At 40.5% G+C, this 17,447-nt stretch carries 19 protein-coding genes; all 19 read right to left on the reverse strand.

Going from position 1 to position 17,447, the window contains the following annotated elements:
* Complete coding sequence (pyrH, locus tag ACYP5M_RS21160) at positions 1-723, reverse strand: UMP kinase (RefSeq protein WP_034313639.1); 723 nt, start codon at positions 721-723, stop codon at positions 1-3.
* A gap of 125 nt (positions 724-848) precedes the next feature.
* Complete coding sequence (gene tsf / locus ACYP5M_RS21165; protein WP_101224670.1) at positions 849-1,733, reverse strand: translation elongation factor Ts; 885 nt, start codon at positions 1,731-1,733, stop codon at positions 849-851.
* Between the two features lie 295 nt (positions 1,734-2,028).
* The gene (gene rpsB / locus ACYP5M_RS21170) at positions 2,029-2,742 is read right to left on the reverse strand and encodes a 30S ribosomal protein S2 (RefSeq protein ID WP_034313644.1); all 714 of its coding nucleotides are present in this window, start codon (positions 2,740-2,742) and stop codon (positions 2,029-2,031) included.
* Between the two features lie 154 nt (positions 2,743-2,896).
* Positions 2,897-3,535: a hypothetical protein gene (locus ACYP5M_RS21175; RefSeq protein ID WP_434169088.1), complete on the reverse strand. Its 639-nt coding sequence runs from the start codon at positions 3,533-3,535 to the stop codon at positions 2,897-2,899.
* Positions 3,536-3,734: 199 nt separating this feature from the next.
* The gene (locus ACYP5M_RS21180; protein ID WP_459735492.1) at positions 3,735-4,499 is read right to left on the reverse strand and encodes a FliA/WhiG family RNA polymerase sigma factor; all 765 of its coding nucleotides are present in this window, start codon (positions 4,497-4,499) and stop codon (positions 3,735-3,737) included.
* Between the two features lie 126 nt (positions 4,500-4,625).
* A complete protein-coding gene (locus ACYP5M_RS21185; protein ID WP_459735493.1) occupies positions 4,626-5,129 on the reverse strand; it encodes a chemotaxis protein CheD in 504 nt (167 codons plus the stop codon).
* On the reverse strand, positions 5,129-5,761 hold the full coding sequence (locus ACYP5M_RS21190) for a chemotaxis protein CheC (RefSeq protein WP_459735494.1): 633 nt from the start codon (positions 5,759-5,761) through the stop codon (positions 5,129-5,131). The genes ACYP5M_RS21185 and ACYP5M_RS21190 overlap by 1 nt, the downstream gene beginning before the upstream one ends.
* Before the next feature lie 4 nt (positions 5,762-5,765).
* Positions 5,766-6,221, reverse strand: coding sequence for a chemotaxis protein CheW (locus ACYP5M_RS21195; protein ID WP_434169085.1), 456 nt, complete (start codon positions 6,219-6,221; stop codon positions 5,766-5,768).
* 108 nt (positions 6,222-6,329) lie between these two features.
* Entirely contained in the window at positions 6,330-8,372 is a 2,043-nt protein-coding gene (locus ACYP5M_RS21200) for a chemotaxis protein CheW (RefSeq protein ID WP_434169084.1), read from the reverse strand.
* 21 nt (positions 8,373-8,393) lie between these two features.
* The gene (locus ACYP5M_RS21205) at positions 8,394-9,491 is read right to left on the reverse strand and encodes a protein-glutamate methylesterase/protein-glutamine glutaminase (protein WP_459735495.1); all 1,098 of its coding nucleotides are present in this window, start codon (positions 9,489-9,491) and stop codon (positions 8,394-8,396) included.
* Positions 9,492-9,501: 10 nt separating this feature from the next.
* Positions 9,502-10,368, reverse strand: a complete 867-nt coding sequence (locus ACYP5M_RS21210; RefSeq protein WP_459735496.1) for a MinD/ParA family protein — start codon at positions 10,366-10,368, stop codon at positions 9,502-9,504.
* Positions 10,352-11,509 (reverse strand): flagellar biosynthesis protein FlhF, encoded by a 1,158-nt coding sequence (gene flhF / locus ACYP5M_RS21215; protein WP_434169081.1) that lies wholly within the window; start codon positions 11,507-11,509, stop codon positions 10,352-10,354. Before flhF ends, ACYP5M_RS21210 begins: the two co-directional genes overlap by 17 nt.
* Entirely contained in the window at positions 11,506-13,542 is a 2,037-nt protein-coding gene (flhA, locus tag ACYP5M_RS21220) for a flagellar biosynthesis protein FlhA (RefSeq protein ID WP_434169080.1), read from the reverse strand. The genes flhF and flhA overlap by 4 nt, the downstream gene beginning before the upstream one ends.
* Before the next feature lie 40 nt (positions 13,543-13,582).
* Positions 13,583-14,665, reverse strand: coding sequence for a flagellar biosynthesis protein FlhB (gene flhB / locus ACYP5M_RS21225; protein ID WP_459735497.1), 1,083 nt, complete (start codon positions 14,663-14,665; stop codon positions 13,583-13,585).
* A 1-nt stretch (position 14,666) separates the two neighbouring features.
* Complete coding sequence (gene fliR / locus ACYP5M_RS21230; RefSeq protein ID WP_459735498.1) at positions 14,667-15,443, reverse strand: flagellar biosynthetic protein FliR; 777 nt, start codon at positions 15,441-15,443, stop codon at positions 14,667-14,669.
* A gap of 3 nt (positions 15,444-15,446) precedes the next feature.
* Entirely contained in the window at positions 15,447-15,716 is a 270-nt protein-coding gene (gene fliQ, locus ACYP5M_RS21235) for a flagellar biosynthesis protein FliQ (protein ID WP_101224658.1), read from the reverse strand.
* A gap of 14 nt (positions 15,717-15,730) precedes the next feature.
* On the reverse strand, positions 15,731-16,396 hold the full coding sequence (gene fliP / locus ACYP5M_RS21240) for a flagellar type III secretion system pore protein FliP (RefSeq protein ID WP_434169077.1): 666 nt from the start codon (positions 16,394-16,396) through the stop codon (positions 15,731-15,733).
* Positions 16,393-17,052 (reverse strand): flagellar biosynthetic protein FliO, encoded by a 660-nt coding sequence (locus tag ACYP5M_RS21245; protein WP_434169076.1) that lies wholly within the window; start codon positions 17,050-17,052, stop codon positions 16,393-16,395. The genes fliP and ACYP5M_RS21245 overlap by 4 nt, the downstream gene beginning before the upstream one ends.
* Before the next feature lie 15 nt (positions 17,053-17,067).
* Complete coding sequence (locus ACYP5M_RS21250; protein WP_063231856.1) at positions 17,068-17,430, reverse strand: response regulator; 363 nt, start codon at positions 17,428-17,430, stop codon at positions 17,068-17,070.
* Positions 17,431-17,447 lie beyond the last annotated feature (17 nt).

Raw genomic sequence — 17,447 nt, forward strand, 5'->3', positions numbered from 1 at the left:
TTATTTCCCCCTTACAATAGTACCAAGCGTTTCGCCTAATACGGCCCGTTTAATATTACCTTTTTCCATGATCGAGAAGACGATCAATGGAATATCATTGTCCATGCATAGTGAGGACGCAGTTGAATCCATTACTTCTAACCCTTCTTTAATCACATCAAGGTAGGAAAGTTTATCATACTTCACTGCATTTTTGTCCTTAACCGGATCTGCATTGTATACGCCATCCACATTATTCTTCGCCATCAAGATGACATCAGCTTCAATTTCAGCAGCACGCAGGGCGGCAGTGGTATCCGTTGAGAAGTATGGATTACCTGTACCAGCTGCAAAAATCACCACTCTCTTTTTCTCTAGATGCCTGATAGCACGGCGTCTAATGTATGGCTCAGCGACTTGCCTCATCTCAATGGAAGTTTGCACGCGCGTTTCAATTCCAAGCTGATCAAGGCTGTCTTGTAATGCCAATGAGTTCATGACTGTAGCCAGCATCCCCATATAATCGGCATTAGCACGATCCATGCCCATTTCACTGCCTATTTTCCCGCGCCAAATGTTTCCGCCGCCGACAACAACAGCCACTTCTACATCAAGCTCAGCCACTTCCTTGACTTGTTCAGCAATAGATTTAATTACTGCAGGGTTAATTCCAAATCCTTCTTCACCGGCTAATGCTTCGCCACTTAGTTTTAAAACGACACGTTTATATTTAGCGTTACTCATGAGAACCTCCAACTATGTAATCTTTTCATTCGTTCATCATGCTTTCTTGCAATACTACCAAAAATTCATGACATTTCAAAAAATAGGGAACACCAGAGTGTTCCCCATTATTAATTATCTGACAATTAGTCTTTTTTAACTTGGTTCATTACTTCTTCAGCAAAGTTTTCTTGACGTTTTTCAAGACCTTCCCCTACTTCATAACGAACGAATGATAGGATTTTTCCGCCTTTTGATTCAACGAATTGTCCCACTTTTTGATCTGGGTTCTTAACGAAAGCTTGTTCGTTTACGCAGATTTCTTCGTAGAATTTATTGATACGTCCCTCAACCATTTTTGCAACGATTTTTTCAGGTTTGCCTTCATTAAGCGCTTGTTGAGTAAGAACTTCGCGTTCGCGTTCTAATTCGCTAGCATCTACTTGGTCGCGAGAGATATATTTAGGGTTGATTGCAGCGATATGCATTGAAACGCCTTTAGCTGCCTCTTCGTCAGTTGTACCTTCAAGAACTGATAGTACGCTGATACGTCCACCCATGTGAAGGTATGCACCAAATGCGTCGTTATCTGTTTTAGAAACAACTTGGAAACGGCGTAGAGTTAATTTTTCCCCAATTTTAGCAACTGCAGCATTGATATGATCTGCTACTTTTACTCCATTTTCCATTGTTTGCTCAAGAGCTGCTTCAACGCTTTCAGGTTTGTTAGCAAGAAGGAATCCAGCCAATTCTTTAACAAGAGTTTGGAATCCTTCGTTTTTAGCAACGAAATCAGTTTCTGAGTTCACTTCAAGGATTACCGCTTGGTTTCCTTCCACAACGATTGAAGTTAGACCTTCAGCAGCAATACGGTCGCCTTTATTAGCAGCTTTTGCAATTCCTTTTTCACGTAGGAAATCGATTGCCTTTTCCATATCGCCTTCTGTTTGTACAAGTGCCTTTTTACAGTCCATCATACCGGCACCAGTTTTTTCACGCAATTCTTTAACTAATTGTGCAGTGATTGCCATAATATATATCCTCCTCAAATTAAATGCAGTTTATTCAATCTTTACCCATTATTGCCAAAAAATACTTGTTATCATCAAACAAAATAACTAGTCTTGACAATATTTCTGAAAAAACATCCACTTACTCAGTCAATATGACGGAACATTTTCATCCCTGAAAAATCGCCCATACCTTTTTAAAAAGTCATTACGTACAGTGATTTTATGTATGCTTATTTAGTGCAAAAAAAAGGGATAAAAGGCATTATCCTCTTATCACCTTTTTTCTTACTGAATAAGCAACCTTTTTTACTTATTAAGCAGTAGTTGTTTCAGTTGCTGTTTCTTCGCCTTGTTTAGCTTCTAAGATAGCATCTGCCATTTTACCTGTTAATAATTTAACAGCACGGATTGCATCGTCATTCGCAGGAATAACTACATCGATTTCATCCGGATCACAGTTTGTATCAACGATACCAACAAGTGGAATGTGTAATTTGTGTGCTTCCGCAACAGCGATACGCTCTTTGCGAGGGTCGATAACGAAGATCGCATCTGGAAGAGTCTTCATATCTTTAATACCGCCTAAGAATTTCTCTAAGCGATCCCATTCTTTTTTAAGTTGGATAACTTCTTTTTTAGGAAGTACTTCGAAAGTTCCGTTTTCTTCCATTTTTTCGATATCTTTAAGACGAGCGATACGTTTTTGGATTGTTTCAAAGTTTGTTAAAGTTCCACCTAACCAACGTTGGTTTACATAGTACATACCAGAACGGATAGCTTCTTCTTTAACAGATTCTTGAGCTTGTTTTTTAGTTCCAACGAAAAGAACAGTACCACCGTTAGCAGCTAGTTCTTTCACGAAGTTATAAGCTTCTTCAACCTTTTTAACTGTTTTTTGAAGGTCGATGATGTAGATGCCGTTACGCTCAGTGAAGATATATTTCTTCATTTTTGGGTTCCAGCGACGTGTTTGGTGTCCGAAATGTACACCAGCTTCAAGCAATTGTTTCATAGAAATGACTGACATTTTAGTTCCTCCTAAATGGTTTTGTTTTTCCTCCGCACCGATCATTTTCATACAGAAACTGTCATAACAGCACCATCTGCAAGAATCACGGGGCGTGTGTATTAACACCATTTCATAATATATCATAATGGCTCTGCACAATCAAGAGATAACTTTATCTATTCATGCGAAACTTTAGTAATAGCTCTATCTCGGTTTGACCGCAACCTAACTTTTTGGCGATTTCCTCTACTGAATGTCCTTGATCCGCTAACATATCCACTTTTGAATTTAATGATCGTTCATTTAACGAAGCCTGCAGCATGTCCGAAAATTCCATGCCAGCCGGCTTCCCTTCGTTTTTAGGAGAAGCGACTGCCGATGAAAGCTCCAATTTGTCCTCGACTTTTACTGGTAAAGCATTGGTTTCATTTTTTTCAGGCATAATTTTATAGGCGTTGATTGCCTGCTTTTTAGCACCGGCACGGCTTCCCTCTTTATACTCTAGCAGCATGTTTTGTTCCTGTTTTTCTTCTTTATCTTCCTTTGTTTCTTTGATCGAGCCATGTACTTGACCTTTTTGACCATGCTCGTGATTCATTGCCACCGAATTGGTGAATGCCTTTACCAATGCCTCATTATCCTCTTTCATCTCCATTAAATAACCAGACAAAAGTTGTTCCATTTCTCCAATGATGGCTTTTTGGTCTTTTTCCAACTTACTTAAACGATTTTGCCGAAGATATAAAACGATGATGGCGAAAATGGTGAATATGTTTAATACAAACAACAGAAATATAAAAAACGCTGTCATGTTGCCTCCTAATTAACCGGAATAGTCAATCTGTTGCTTTGCTCTTATTGACTAAGTACAGTTCGTACATTCTGTGATTTCGAAGCATTTATTGATGCGGGTACCTTATCAATTCTTTCAAGCTTGCAGGGGGCTTCTTCGTTCAATTGGGATTTTATGCTTCCCAAACTCCGTAGCCCTCTTCATTAAAATATCATGATTAATTTTTTTGATCTTGCATCGTGTTTCTTAATTTATATATCGCTTTTGAATGAATTTGGGATATCCGGGACGTAGATAGGCTCATCACTTGCCCGATTTCGGTCAATGTTAGTTCTTCTTTATAAAAAAGCTGTAAAACCAACTGTTCTTTTTCATTAAGGGTTTCTATGACTTTGGCCAATTCAACATACAGTTCATCCCTTAACACATGTTCCTCGGGTAAATCCGCCTTTTCATCTTTAATATGAAAATTCGCGCTTTCTTTATCGTCTTCTTGGGGATTTTCATCCATTGATAGTACATTGGCAAAGAAGTTCTCATTTAATGCAGCATATACTTCATCTTCCGGAATATTCAATTCAGCGGCAATCTCGTTTGGCGAAAGGTTCCTCATGTATTGCTGCTCCAGCTTTTCTATTGCAGCTTCAATTTTCTTGGCTTTATCTCTTGCGCTCCGCGGAAGCCAATCCTCTTTTCTTAATCCATCTAAAATAGCACCACGTATTCTAAATGAAGCATATGTGTCAAACTTCAGATCACGCTTCGTGTCAAAACGTTCCAGGGCATCGAATAACCCCATCATTCCTAAACTCCTTATATCATCCCGGCTCACATTTTTAGGAAGACTTACTGAAATACGTTGAACATGATACGATACGAGAGGTATGTATTTCTTCACCAAAATGTCCCCGGCTAGCGAATCTCTGCGATCCACCCAATTCTTCCAACATAACTGCTCTTCTTCGATGGTCAGATGAGACATTGGACATCCTCCTAACATTGTTATGCGATTTGTGATCGATACGGCCCCTAAAGCCATAAATGCAATAATAATTCGATTGCAAGTGTACCTGTCATATTTTTGGCTTTTCAAAAGCCAAATCCGATCCTATATGTTTTTAGTCCCTTTTGTAACGGTCCGTATATTTAGCAAACAATCACTTAAATTGAAATCAATCGTTCTTCCGCTATTCCCGCCAACATCTTCAGCGACGACTCTAATGCGCAAGTCAGATAACACCTTTCGAATAGCTTCCACATTCCGTGGTCCTATTCTCATTAAATCCCCTCCGGAGGCAAATTGGAACATTTGTGCTCCGCCAGCCAACTTCGCTTTTAGGAATGGCATTCTTGCGCCTTCTTTTACTAAGAGCTGCACCAATTCCTTTATCGCCGTATCTGCAAATTTGGCAACGTTGATCGGCCCCGATTTAGCTAATGAAGAGTCAGGCAGCATAATATGTGCCAAACCCGCAATCTCTTTTTTCTCATCATAAATCACAACACCAACACACGACCCCAGCCCGGAAGTGCGAATCGTATAGGGAGGTTTTATAATATTCATATCCGCTATTCCAACCTTAACAACCTGGACCTTTAACAATTCAGTCATTAGGTGGACACTCCTAAAGCGGAAAAAATGATATCAAAAAATTCGGGATCAGGTAATAAAAAGAAATGACCATTAATGGATTCAGCGAAAAGCTGGTCTTTTTCAAGCACAGTATCAATGACGATGGCTGCGTCACTTACTTTTGATAATTCCAATAATCCGTAACTGATCGTTGCCCCTACCATATCGATGCTCAATGATGGAACGGATGGATAGATATTCAATCGGGTGAAATCAGAAAGAGAAGAGAGGTAGGATCCCGATAAGATATTCCCTAATTCCTGAAGGCAAGAAAGCGCCAATTCAGTATGGGGTGCGGATTCCATCAAAAAGGTCTCATCACCAGTCATCTTACGAATCAAGTATTGGGCTACAGGAAGCGAAAGGATAAAAAACATACTCCCTGAAGCATCACCTTCTATTCTAAGGAAAACGCTGGCAACGACTTGATCGGCCCCGCCAGCCATTTCCATCATTTCATCAAAGGAAACGATTCGGACATTAGGAACATTCATATCAATTTTCCTATTAAGGATGGCAGAAAACGCAGTTGCTGCGTTCCCTGCACCTATATTGCCGATTTCCTTCAAAATATCGAGTTGAATAGGGTTGATTTTCTCAATGAACGACATATGATTATCCTTCTCTTAATATATTTTCAGTCATTTCCAGACTTAGAGCCTTCTCCAAATTGATTAGGACGAGCAGTCGCTTGTCAATTTTAGCCACTCCGCTAATGTATTCTGAAGCCAAATGTCCCACAACTTCAGGCTGAGGTTCGATACTCTCCACTGGAATATCCAAAACATCATTGGCAGAGTCCACTATTAACCCAACTTCCATATCATCCAGAATGACGATGATAATCCTTGTTGATTCATCGTATTCCATCTCTTCGAAACCAAAACGCACCCGCAAATCAATAATTGGAGTGATTACACCCCTTAGATTTATGACTCCCTTAACAAACTTTACAGCCTTTGGAACTCTGGTAATATGCAGAATCTTTTCGATACCGCTGACTTTATCCACTGGTATTGCATATTCTTTATCTTTAATTTGAAATACGATTACTTTCATATCCTCCGACATCTATTCCCCTCCTTTTAATAAACTCCTGATTGTTGTGCAGTCTTAACGAAAACTTGAATCGAAACGGTTGAACCAACGTCCCATTCCCCTGCCCCGCTTATCTATCATTCAATGAATCAATGTGTTGCAATCTATAATTAAAGCAACTTGACCATCACCAAGGATCGTTGCCCCCGATATTGCAAAAGCGCTATTTAGATAATTACCTAGTGATTTCAGAACGATTTCCAGCTGCCCGATGAATGAATCAACGACTAATCCGGCTAATTTATCACCTTTTCTTACAATGACCACAGAGAGGGACTCTTCTTCTTCCAGACTGATTGGCACTTCAAATATATCTTTCAAGAACAGAAGCGGCAGGATCTTTCCCCTGAAGTCAATAACCTGTTGATTATGGGCATTCAAGATATCTGCTTTTTTTATGATCGCTGTTTCTATTATCGAAGAAAGAGGTATGGCATATTTTTCGTTTTGGATTGCAACCAGCATGACAGAGATAATGGACAATGTAAGCGGAAGCTGAATAAGGAAGATGGATCCATCATTCTCTTTGGAATCGATCGTGACAGATCCACCGAGAGACTCAATAGTATTTTTAACCACATCCAGTCCAACACCGCGCCCCGATACATCTGAAATGGTTTCCGCTGTTGAGAAACCAGAAGCGAATATCAATTCATAGATTTGCTTATCCGTTAGGGTGTCGGCAGCTTCCTTGGTTAATATCCCATTGGAGAGCGCCTTGTTCAAGACACGATCTTTATTGATTCCTGCACCGTCATCCTCAATTTCAATGAAAACATGATTGCCGCCGTGGTAGGCTTTTAAAAGGATTTTACCTTCTTCTTTCTTTCCTTTCGCCAAACGTTCTTCAGGTGTTTCAATTCCATGATCCATGGCGTTTCTTAATAAATGGACGAGAGGATCACCGATTTCATCAATGACTGTACGGTCAAGTTCCGTTTCTGCACCGTTGATTTCCAAATTGACTTTCTTGTTTAAATCCCTTGCTAATTGACGAACCATTTTAGGAAAACGATTGAATACAGTTTCAACGGGCACCATCCGCATATTCAAAACGATTGTTTGTAAATCACTTGTTATACGGGACATTCTTTCTACTGTTTCATGCAATTCTTGATTATTCAAATCACTGGAAATTTGGTCAAGTCTGCCTCTATCGATTACTAGTTCCTCGAATAGGTTCATTAATATATCAAGCCGCTCAATGTTCACCCGAATGGTCTTGCTTGATGCCGGCTTAACGAGTGCCTGTTTTTTCTTATCATCATTATCAGTTGGAAGCACGGCTTTAATTGTCTCTTGTTCCGGTACTTCAGCAACTTGATCCTCTATAGAATTGGCTGCATGCCTCAAGCCCTCAAGATCAAGGGCATTTACCACAACTTGATCCACTTCGGAAACCTTCATGATTTTTTCCTTTATCTCATCACTCGATTCTGTTGTTACCATCGTGACCGTAAATTGCTGATCGAATTGTTCTTCTTCCAAAAGTTCTACCGGTGGGTGTGACTTGATTACTTCACCTGACTTTTCAAGCACCTCGAAAACCATAAACACCCGGGCAGCTTTTAAAAGACAGTTCTCTCGCAACCCTATCGAGATTTCGAAGCTGTTGAAGCCTTGATCTTTGGACTGCTTAAGCACTGTCCATTCAAATTCATCGTACTCTCCCACAGTCATTTCCTCTTTTTCAAGGACGGCAGAAGCTGCTGCAATCTCTGCAATGGTGGAAGAAACGGGCGACTCCCCTTTTTCAATCACTTCCAGCTGATGGACAACCTCTTCCACATTTCTTTTTCCATCTCCACCTTCTGCAATGGACATGACCATCGCTTCTAAATCATCAACCGCTAAAAATATCACATCAAATAATTCTGGAGAGAGGGCGATTTGACTATTTCGGATTGCATCCAACACATTCTCCATTTTATGGGTTAAATTGGTTAAATCCTCATACCCCATAGTCGCCGACATCCCTTTTAAGGTATGGGCGGAACGAAAGATTTCGTTTACGATCGTGAGGTCTTCCGGGTTCTTTTCGAGTACCAGCAACTGTTCGCTGCACGTTTGAAGATGTTCTTTACTTTCTTCTATAAAAACCTCTAAATACTGATTCATATCCATACAATCTCACACCTCCACGTGTTAACAATAGCTCATTATCGCTTTAGCTATTTTTTCTACATCCTCTATGCTATCTATTAACTTGGTATTGATTGCCGCCTTAGGCATACCAAAAACGATTGATGTCTCCTGTGATTCGGCTATCGCTTTTAAAGGACCCTCCTGTTTAAGCTTCATGAGTCCCATCGAACCGTCCATTCCCATCCCGGTCATGATAACGGCTATTTTCGCAGAATCATTCATTTCACTTACCGATTCAAATAGCACATCAACTGACGGGCGATGTCCATTACGCAATTCGGATTGATCCAAAAGGATTGTCCAGCTCATTCCGACTTTCTTCACTTTCAAGTGAAAACCTCCCGGTGCGATATAGGCGACACCTTTTTGAATCAGTTCCCCCTCTTCAGCTTCCTTCACTTTAATCTTGCACAATGAATCCAGGCGTGTTGCCAAGGATTTTGTGAAACCGGGGGGCATATGCTGGACAATGAGTATGGGAGCATCAACTTCTTCCGGGAGTCCTGCCAAGACGGTCTGCAGGGCTCTCGGGCCTCCTGTTGATGTACCAATGACTATTATTTTCCTGTACCCATAGGACCATTTTTTTTGATTTTTTTTAATTTCTGACGATTCTTTTGAATCTATTTTACTATATTTTCCCCAAACAGATGGGCTTCTTTCAATATTCATTGCATTTTTTTCTAGTTTGTGAACATTTGCCCTGCTGGCCGCCATAACTTTTTCATGGAGTTCTTTCTTGATTTTATGTAAATCCAATGAAATGGCACCAGAGGGTTTAGCCACAAAGTCAAAGGCTCCACTGTTCATGGCGGCAAATGTATTTTCCGTTCCCTTTTTCGTTGTGCTTGATAACATGACAACAGCAGTTGGACATTCATTCATGATCCGGCTTAATGCTTCCAATCCGTCCATAATCGGCATTTCCACATCCAAAGTCACGACATCGGGTTTTAAAGCCTTTATTTTGTCTATGGCATCTCTACCATTCCTCGCAGTCCCGATGACTTCCATCCTGCTATCTTCTGCTAAAAACTCTGAAATTAACTTTCTCATAAATGCAGAATCGTCCACTATCAGCACTTTTACTTTACTCATATAAGGAGACCTACTTTCCAAAAAAATATCTCTTCATATTTTGGAGGAAATGGCTTTTTTGCAAAGTCAATTCTTCCCCAAATGAATGATTTGAATATCTCGAAGCAATGTCCATAATAGCTTTGGATATATCGGCTTCAGAATCGAAAAGAAGAAAGGGCATTTGTTTGTTAACAGAATTGGGTACGGTTCTATCATCTGGCAAGTACCCAAGTGCTACAGTTTCCAGTCCCAAAAATTCCACTAGTGCATTTTGGAGCCGCTTAATCGTATCTTTGCCGTCCTTACTCGTGAAAACCCGATTGCAAACCAGGAACAATGATATCTCTTTATTTACTGAATGGATATATTTCATTGCGGAATATGCATCCATGATAGAAGTGGGTTCAGGTGTCGTGATAACGACTAATTCATCCACACATAACAGGAATTTCATGGAATCCTGAGTGATGCCAGCACCCATATCAAATAAGATATAATCGTAATTCGCCAACAATAAACCGAACTCCTCATTAAACCGGGTATACTTTTCCTCATCAAGTGAAAAGAGAGCCGTCAACCCCGTTCCACCTGTAATGATTGAAATGTTTCCCGGTCCTGTCATGATGATATCCTTCAAACTACAATCGTTTTCAAAAAAATCAATTATGCTGCAGGGAGATTGTTCCCCAATCAAAATATCAATATTCCCCATACCGATATCCATGTCGAACAACAGTACTTTTTTGCCTCTTTGGGATAAGGCAATCGAAAAATTCAAGGAAAAGTTTGATTTTCCCACTCCACCTTTCCCGCTTAAAACGGCAATCGTTTTGGCCATTGATCGATTTTGGCGGGCTTCCAATCTTTTTCGTAAATTCTCAGCTTGATCTTTCATATTTATTAGCCCCAATAGCCATTTTCAATAGCTGTGATGATGTAGCTATTTCAATATCGTCTGGCACATTTTGTCCATCTGTTATATAGGCGGCTCCTAATTTATGAGTATTTATAAAATTGAATATTTGCCCGAAAGTGGAGGTTTCGTCCGCTTTTGTAAAAATGACCTGTTTAATAGGTATGGCAGCAAACTGTCGATAAATATCTTCCATATCCTTTTGTTTAGAGGTCAATGACAATACTAAATAGGTTTCCATCTCATCTGTAAAATGGATGATTTCATTAAGATCCTTGACATATTGCGGGTTACGGAAATTCCTTCCGGCCGTATCAATAAAAACAAAATCATAATGGGAGAAGCGTTCAGCAGCCCTTTTGAAGTCTTCCAAGTTATAAGCGACTTCAATTGGAACGTTTAAAATCTTGGCATATGTCTTAAGTTGATCTATTGCAGCAATCCTGTACGTATCCGTCGTAATGAAGGCCACCTTTTTATCATGCTTTAACATGGTTTCCGCAGCTACTTTTGCTAAGGTCGTTGTCTTTCCCACACCTGTTGGGCCAACAATATTAATATATTTTTTTTGCAGCCCGGGTTTTCCGTTTCCAACTTCTTCTAAAATCCCGAGCATGGCTTCTTCCAACCAAACTTGAACCTCTTCATCAGTGGATTGCTGTTTAAAAACGAACCATTTTTCAAGCAATTCATCCATGATTTGGGACCGAAGTGATATATCCACTTCCTGCTCGGTTAGGTATTCGTGGATTTTCTCCAGCTTCCCCGGATATTTTTTATCAGTTGAATAGATTTGCAAACTCTTTATCATATCTTTCAAACCTTCGATTTCTTTTAATAAGTCAGCACTTTCCCCATTCCCTTCATTAGGTTCAGGGGCATGACTTGCCATTTCCAGCTTTGATGGCAACTTCTTCGATTTTTGCTTGGTTACGGCTTGGATAGGCTGGGACACAGGGTCTATGGCTGCAATGACTTCAATATTCCTCTTTTTGAATAATCCTAAGAAACCACCATTATATACAGCCTTCGAACTTAAGATTACTGCATCACTGCCTAGTTCCGTCCTTATTCGCTTCATTGCCTCGTTCATTGATGGCGCCAAATATTTCTTTACCTTCAATCGATATTCACCACCCCTACACTTTGTACTTCCACATTCGATTCGAGTTCATTGTATGAAAGAATCGGTACATTAGGAAAATAACGTTCAGTTAATTGCCGGGCATACATCCTTACTGCTGGAGAGCAGAGTAGGATCGGTTGGTGATCCATTAGGGTCAGCTCTTCCAATTTGGCTGCAACTGCCTCCAATATGGATTGCGATAGAGTTGGATCCAATGATAAAAAATTACCATGTTCAGTTTGCTGTACACCATCAGCGATGGTCTTTTCAACTTTCCCCGATAATGTTATGACTTTAATTCTATTTTCATCCGCAATAAAAGAATTTGTTATTTGTCTCGCTAAGTTCTGCCTTACATATTCGGTAAGCAAATCTGTGTCAGTCGATAACTTGCCATAATCAGCAAGCGTTTCGAAAATGATCGGTAAATTCCTTATCGAAACCTTTTCCTTCAATAGTTTTGCCAATACCTTTTGTACATCTCCTATAGACAAGGGATTCGGAGTGACTTCCTCTACTAGTATAGGTGCCGATTCGTGAAGATGATCGATCAATTGTTTCGTTTCCTGCCTGCCCAATAATTCCTGCGCATTGGACTTTATGACTTCCGTCAAGTGGGTGGATACAACACTTGGCGGGTCCACAACTGTATAACCCAGAATCTCGGCATGTTCTTTCATATCATCCGTAATCCACTTGGCCGGTAAACCGAAAGACGGTTCTATCGTATCGATTCCTTCTATTGAATCATCTTCCATCCCTGGACTCATGGCCAAGAAATGATTTAGGAGCAATTCCCCCTTTGCCATGACACTTCCCTTAATCTTCAGCCGATACTCATTAGGATTCAACTGAATATTATCACGTATTCTGACGACAGGGATCACGAGCCCCAACTCAATTGCAAGCTGCCGGCGGATCATGACGACCCGGTCCAGTAGGTCTCCCCCTTGATTGGCATCCGCAAGCGGAATCAATCCATATCCAAACTCAAATTCGATCGGGTCGACACTTAAAAGGTTAACGACGCTTTCTGGACTTTTCATTTCATCGGTTTCCAGCACTTCCTCCATTTCTTGTATTTCTCTTTCGTCCTGCTTCGGTATCCTTGAAATTGTATACCCTCCAACGACTAATAAAGCAGCGATCGGAATGGTGAACAAGTCGGAAATGGGAGTGAATAACCCTAAAAGGAAAATGGTTGCTGCTGTTAGGTAAAGCATTTTGGGAAATTGAAATAACTGTTCAACAATATCCGCTCCGAGGTTTCCATTCGAGGCTGCCCGGGTTACGACAATTCCCGTAGCTGTAGAAATCAATAAAGCTGGTACCTGACTCACGATTCCGTCACCAACCGATAACATGGAAAAATGGACGGCTGCTTCTCCAAAGCTCATGTCCAATTGCATGACACCAATGATCATACCGAAAATCAAGTTAATGATGACAATGATGATGCCCGCTATGGCGTCCCCTTTAACAAACTTACTAGCCCCATCCATGGATCCATAAAAGTCTGCTTCGTTACTAATTTTTTCCCTTCTGGCACGTGCTTCGTTTTCGGAGATCATCCCAGCATTTAAATCTGCATCGATGGCCATCTGTTTCCCTGGCATCGCATCCAGCGTAAACCTTGCCGCTACCTCCGAGACCCGTTCGGAACCTTTCGTGATGACGATGAAATTGATGATGACCAAAATGATGAATACAACTAATCCTACAAGCACGTTACCGCCGACTACAAACGACCCAAAGGTTTCTACAACTCCCCCAGCATCACCATAGGTCAAAATGGCACGAGTCGTCGAAACATTCAACCCCAACCTGAACAATGTCAGTAAAAGGAGCAAGGAAGGAAAGATTGAAAATTCGAGAGGTTCTTTCATATTCATCGTAGTCAATAGAACCAGCAGCGCAAGAGAGATATTTAAAAGGAGTAAAATACTTAACAACCATGTTGGCAATGGAATGACCAACATGGCAACGATCATGATGACGCTCGATATAACAACTAAATCTCTTGCTCGCATGTTTTTTCTCTCCTAACTAGCGGGTTACCCTATTACTTCTTTACAGTTTACCTTTGGTTTTATATACAAAGGCCAGTATTTCAGCGACCGCCTTAAAGAACTCTTCAGGTATCGCTTGGCCTAATTCAGCTTGATCATATAAAGACCTGGCCAAAGGCCGATTTTCCACCATGGTCACATCATTTTCTTTGGCAATGAATTTAATTTTCTGGGCAACAAAATCAACGCCCTTTGCCACTACATACGGAGCCTCAGCTTTTTCTTCATCATATTTTAAAGCAATAGCAAAATGCGTCGGGTTAGTGATGACGACATCCGCATTGGGAATTTCCTGCATCATTCTTTGAGCGGCCATCTGCCTCTGCTTTTGCTTTATCTTGGATTTGATGAGCGGGTCCCCTTCGGAATTTTTATATTCATCCTTAATATCCTGTTTGGACATCCGGATGTTTTTTTCAAAGTCATATTTTTGATACAAATAGTCTAATAGAGCAATGAACAATAAAGCCACGGCAGCATAAAATCCTACTTTAATCGTAATATCCGCCAATGTTGCCATCGCTTCTTCCACAGAAATCTGTGATAAAATCATAATCTCGTCCATGCGCTGCCATAGTACATAAAAGGCAACAAAACCAACAAATGATATTTTAAGAATGGATTTCAATAACTCAACAATCGCCCTCATTGAAAAAATACGTTTGAATCCTTTAATGGGATCCAATTTATCAAGTTTGAACTGTATGGATTCAGTCGAAAACAGAAACCCGACTTGCATGACATTAGCCAATATCCCAGCGACTATCGCTGCTGCAAAAACGGGTCCTAGGATAAGGCCCATCTCCTTTAAAACCTCTATCATGATAATTTGCATATTCTCCTCACTGAATCCAGCCAAGGTAAAATGTTGCAGATATTCTTTCGTAAGACCGAGCAAATGATTATACATGTACGGTCCCATAAGAAATAACACAGAAAACACGGCAATTAAATTCACAGAGGTATTTACATCCTGACTCTTTGCCACCTGACCTTTTTTCTTCGAATCCTGACGTTTTTTAGGAGTCGCCTTTTCGGTCTTTTCACCAGCGAAAAACTGCAAATCCAGCTGAAACCTCACCATATCAAGTGCCTCCAATCAACTGCATTAGGTGACGCATCGTCAAAAGCAAGAAATTGAAGAGTTGGGTGACAACCGTCATCATCATCCCCATTACCAGTATGATAACCGCTAAGCCGGCAATGATTTTCACTGGAATCCCAACAACGAATACATTTAATTGAGGAACTGTCCTGGCAAGTATCCCTAACGTGACATCCACTAAGAAAATACTTCCCACCACAGGTATGGACATTTGAAAAGCAATCATGAAAGCTTTGCTGAAAGCTTTGGCCAAGTATTCTATCAGCGCATGATCTCCGAATGGTACAAATAATTGGTCAATCGGGATGAACTGATAACTATAAAAAATCCCATCCAAAAGCAAATGATGGCCATTAGTACTCAATAGGAATAATAGAGCGATTGTATAAAGATATTGTCCCATCAACGGGCTTTGTGCCCCCGTTTGGGGATCGATGACATTCGCTATTGAAAAACCCATTTGAAAATCAATCAATCCGCCAGCTATTTGAACGGCCGATAAAATCATATACGCTGCAAACCCAATGAAAAGGCCAACAAGCGCTTCCTTCATGATCAATAAATAAAATGTGACATCCAATTCCAGAACCGGAGCATCAATGGTGTAGTACATGATCCAGGCAAGGAAGATTCCAAGCCCGACCCGATGTTGTACCGGTATAGAACGGTACGAAAAAATCGGCATGGCCACGAAAAACGTAGTGACCCGTACCACAATTAATAAAAAGGCGGGAAAGTGCGGAAATAATTCCTCCATGCCCTACCCTACAAATCGATTCAGATTACCGAATATTTCATTTGCATATGATAATAGGTGGCTCAACATCCATGGAGCCAATAAAATGAGTCCCAATAAGACTGCGACGATTTTCGGAACAAATGCCAAGGTTTGTTCCTGAATCTGTGTAGTTGCCTGAAAGATGCTTACTAATAGTCCTACAATAAGAGCGATTACCATCAATGGGCCAGCGATAATCAATACCATATAAATTCCTTTTTCTGCTATATCAATAACAAAATCTGCACTCATTTTTTCTCACCTGCTTAAAAACTCTGTAATAAAGACTTCACCACTAAATACCATCCGTCTACAAGAATGAAAAGGAGGATTTTAAATGGCAGGGAAATCATGACTGGCGGCAACATCATCATCCCCATCGACATCAGGACACTTGCAATGACCATATCAATAACCAAAAAGGGAATGAAAATCATGAAACCTATTTGAAAAGCTGTTTTGATTTCACTGATTGCAAAAGCAGGTACAAAGGCCGTCAAGGGAATGTCCTGTATCGTTTCAGGCTTATCCACCTTGGCATATTCCAAGAATAGCTCAAGGTCCTTCTGTCTTGTATGGGCACTCATGAAATCCTTAAATGGTATCGAGGCCTGTACATATGCTTCTTCTAAATCTATCTCTTCATTAAACAACGGGGTTAATGCCTTTTCATTCACTTCCTGAAAAGTCGGTGCCATTATGAAAAATGTCATGAAAAGTGCCAGGCCGATCAACACCTGATTCGGCGGCATCTGCTGTGTAGCTAGCGATGTTCTCACAAAGCTCAGGACAATGATGATTCTAGTAAAACAGGTCATCAGGATCAATATGCTTGGAGCCAGCGATAAGACAGTCATCAGTAGAACAAGTTTGACGGAAGTAGAGACATTAGTGGGATCACTGTTATTAAAAAACTCCATGAACTCATTCATTCATTGTCTCTTCCTTTCCTATCAAGCTCCTTTAACAGCTTTTTCCTGCTAGCAGACAATTGATCAAGTTGATTTTTGAACTCTGCAGAGAAACTGGCGGTTTCGGATCCGCTTTTCTTCAACCAATTATTTTTTAACTTCATTGCAAGTTCCCCTGGCTGGATCATTTGATCGATCTTATCGTTGTGATCTTTCAAAAGCTGTTCATATTCCTCTGGATCATCTATTTCTTTCAAGAGCTGAATATTTTCACCGACCCCGATCACCAATATTCTCCCGCCGACTTTAACAAGCTGGACAGAACGATTTGCGCCAAGGCCCGTACCGCCTAAATTCTCCACTGAATTTGCCTTTTGATACGATTTACTTTTTTTATTGATGAACTTTAATAGGATATATAGAAGGGCCACTACAAAAATAGTAGCAAATATCATCCTCAGAAACTCCCAAACGGTTATCCCCACTTTGTCAGGATTCGTTGTCTGTTTGGTAGATTTCGAGCCTTTTGATTCACCTTTATCCACCTTTAAATCATCTGGCTGTTCATAAACATCCTTCACTGTTTTTTCAAGATCTTCCGCATGGGCCTGTATCGCCCCAGAGAAGAATACTGCTATCATCAGTGAGACCTGAAGCCATTTTTTAATTAAAAACAATATGAAGACACCCTCTTAACTTAATGCTTTATTTATGGCTTCCAAAACACGGTCTGCCTGGAATGGCTTCACGATAAAGTCCTTTGCACCCGCCTGGATTGCATCAATGACCATTGCTTGCTGTCCCATCGCTGAACACATGATGACCTTAGCTTGAGGATTTACCTTTTTAATTTCCTTTAATGCTGTAATTCCATCCATTTCAGGCATGGTAATATCCATCGTTACAAGATCCGGATGAGTTTCTTTATATTTTTCCACCGCTTGGGCGCCATCTGCTGCTTCCCCGACTATTTCAAAGCCATTTTTTGAAAGGATATCCTTAATCATCATTCTCATAAATGCTGCATCGTCCACAATTAAAATTCTATTAGCCATAATTTTCGTCCCCCAAA

The organism is Peribacillus sp. N1, assembly GCF_054600815.1.

Excerpts from the sequence above, each read along its gene's own strand:
- tsf (WP_101224670.1), bottom strand. The coding sequence starts at position 1,733 with ATGGCAATCACTGCACAATTAGTTAAAGAATTGCGTGAAAAAACTGGT.
- ACYP5M_RS21190 (WP_459735494.1), bottom strand. The coding sequence starts at position 5,761 with ATGTCGTTCATTGAGAAAATCAACCCTATTCAACTCGATATTTTGAAG.
- ACYP5M_RS21195 (WP_434169085.1), bottom strand. The coding sequence starts at position 6,221 with ATGTCGGAGGATATGAAAGTAATCGTATTTCAAATTAAAGATAAAGAA.
- ACYP5M_RS21180 (WP_459735492.1), bottom strand. The coding sequence starts at position 4,499 with ATGTCTCATCTGACCATCGAAGAAGAGCAGTTATGTTGGAAGAATTGG.
- rpsB (WP_034313644.1), bottom strand. The coding sequence starts at position 2,742 with ATGTCAGTCATTTCTATGAAACAATTGCTTGAAGCTGGTGTACATTTC.
- ACYP5M_RS21200 (WP_434169084.1), bottom strand. The coding sequence starts at position 8,372 with ATGGATATGAATCAGTATTTAGAGGTTTTTATAGAAGAAAGTAAAGAA.
- flhA (WP_434169080.1), bottom strand. The coding sequence starts at position 13,542 with ATGCGAGCAAGAGATTTAGTTGTTATATCGAGCGTCATCATGATCGTT.
- pyrH (WP_034313639.1), bottom strand. The coding sequence starts at position 723 with ATGAGTAACGCTAAATATAAACGTGTCGTTTTAAAACTAAGTGGCGAA.
- ACYP5M_RS21205 (WP_459735495.1), bottom strand. The coding sequence starts at position 9,491 with ATGAGTAAAGTAAAAGTGCTGATAGTGGACGATTCTGCATTTATGAGA.
- fliP (WP_434169077.1), bottom strand. The coding sequence starts at position 16,396 with ATGAATGAGTTCATGGAGTTTTTTAATAACAGTGATCCCACTAATGTC.
- fliR (WP_459735498.1), bottom strand. The coding sequence starts at position 15,443 with ATGGAGGAATTATTTCCGCACTTTCCCGCCTTTTTATTAATTGTGGTA.
- flhB (WP_459735497.1), bottom strand. The coding sequence starts at position 14,665 with ATGGTGAGGTTTCAGCTGGATTTGCAGTTTTTCGCTGGTGAAAAGACC.
- ACYP5M_RS21175 (WP_434169088.1), bottom strand. The coding sequence starts at position 3,535 with ATGACAGCGTTTTTTATATTTCTGTTGTTTGTATTAAACATATTCACC.
- fliQ (WP_101224658.1), bottom strand. The coding sequence starts at position 15,716 with ATGAGTGCAGATTTTGTTATTGATATAGCAGAAAAAGGAATTTATATG.
- ACYP5M_RS21210 (WP_459735496.1), bottom strand. The coding sequence starts at position 10,368 with ATGAAAGATCAAGCTGAGAATTTACGAAAAAGATTGGAAGCCCGCCAA.
- ACYP5M_RS21250 (WP_063231856.1), bottom strand. The coding sequence starts at position 17,430 with ATGGCTAATAGAATTTTAATTGTGGACGATGCAGCATTTATGAGAATG.
- ACYP5M_RS21185 (WP_459735493.1), bottom strand. The coding sequence starts at position 5,129 with ATGACTGAATTGTTAAAGGTCCAGGTTGTTAAGGTTGGAATAGCGGAT.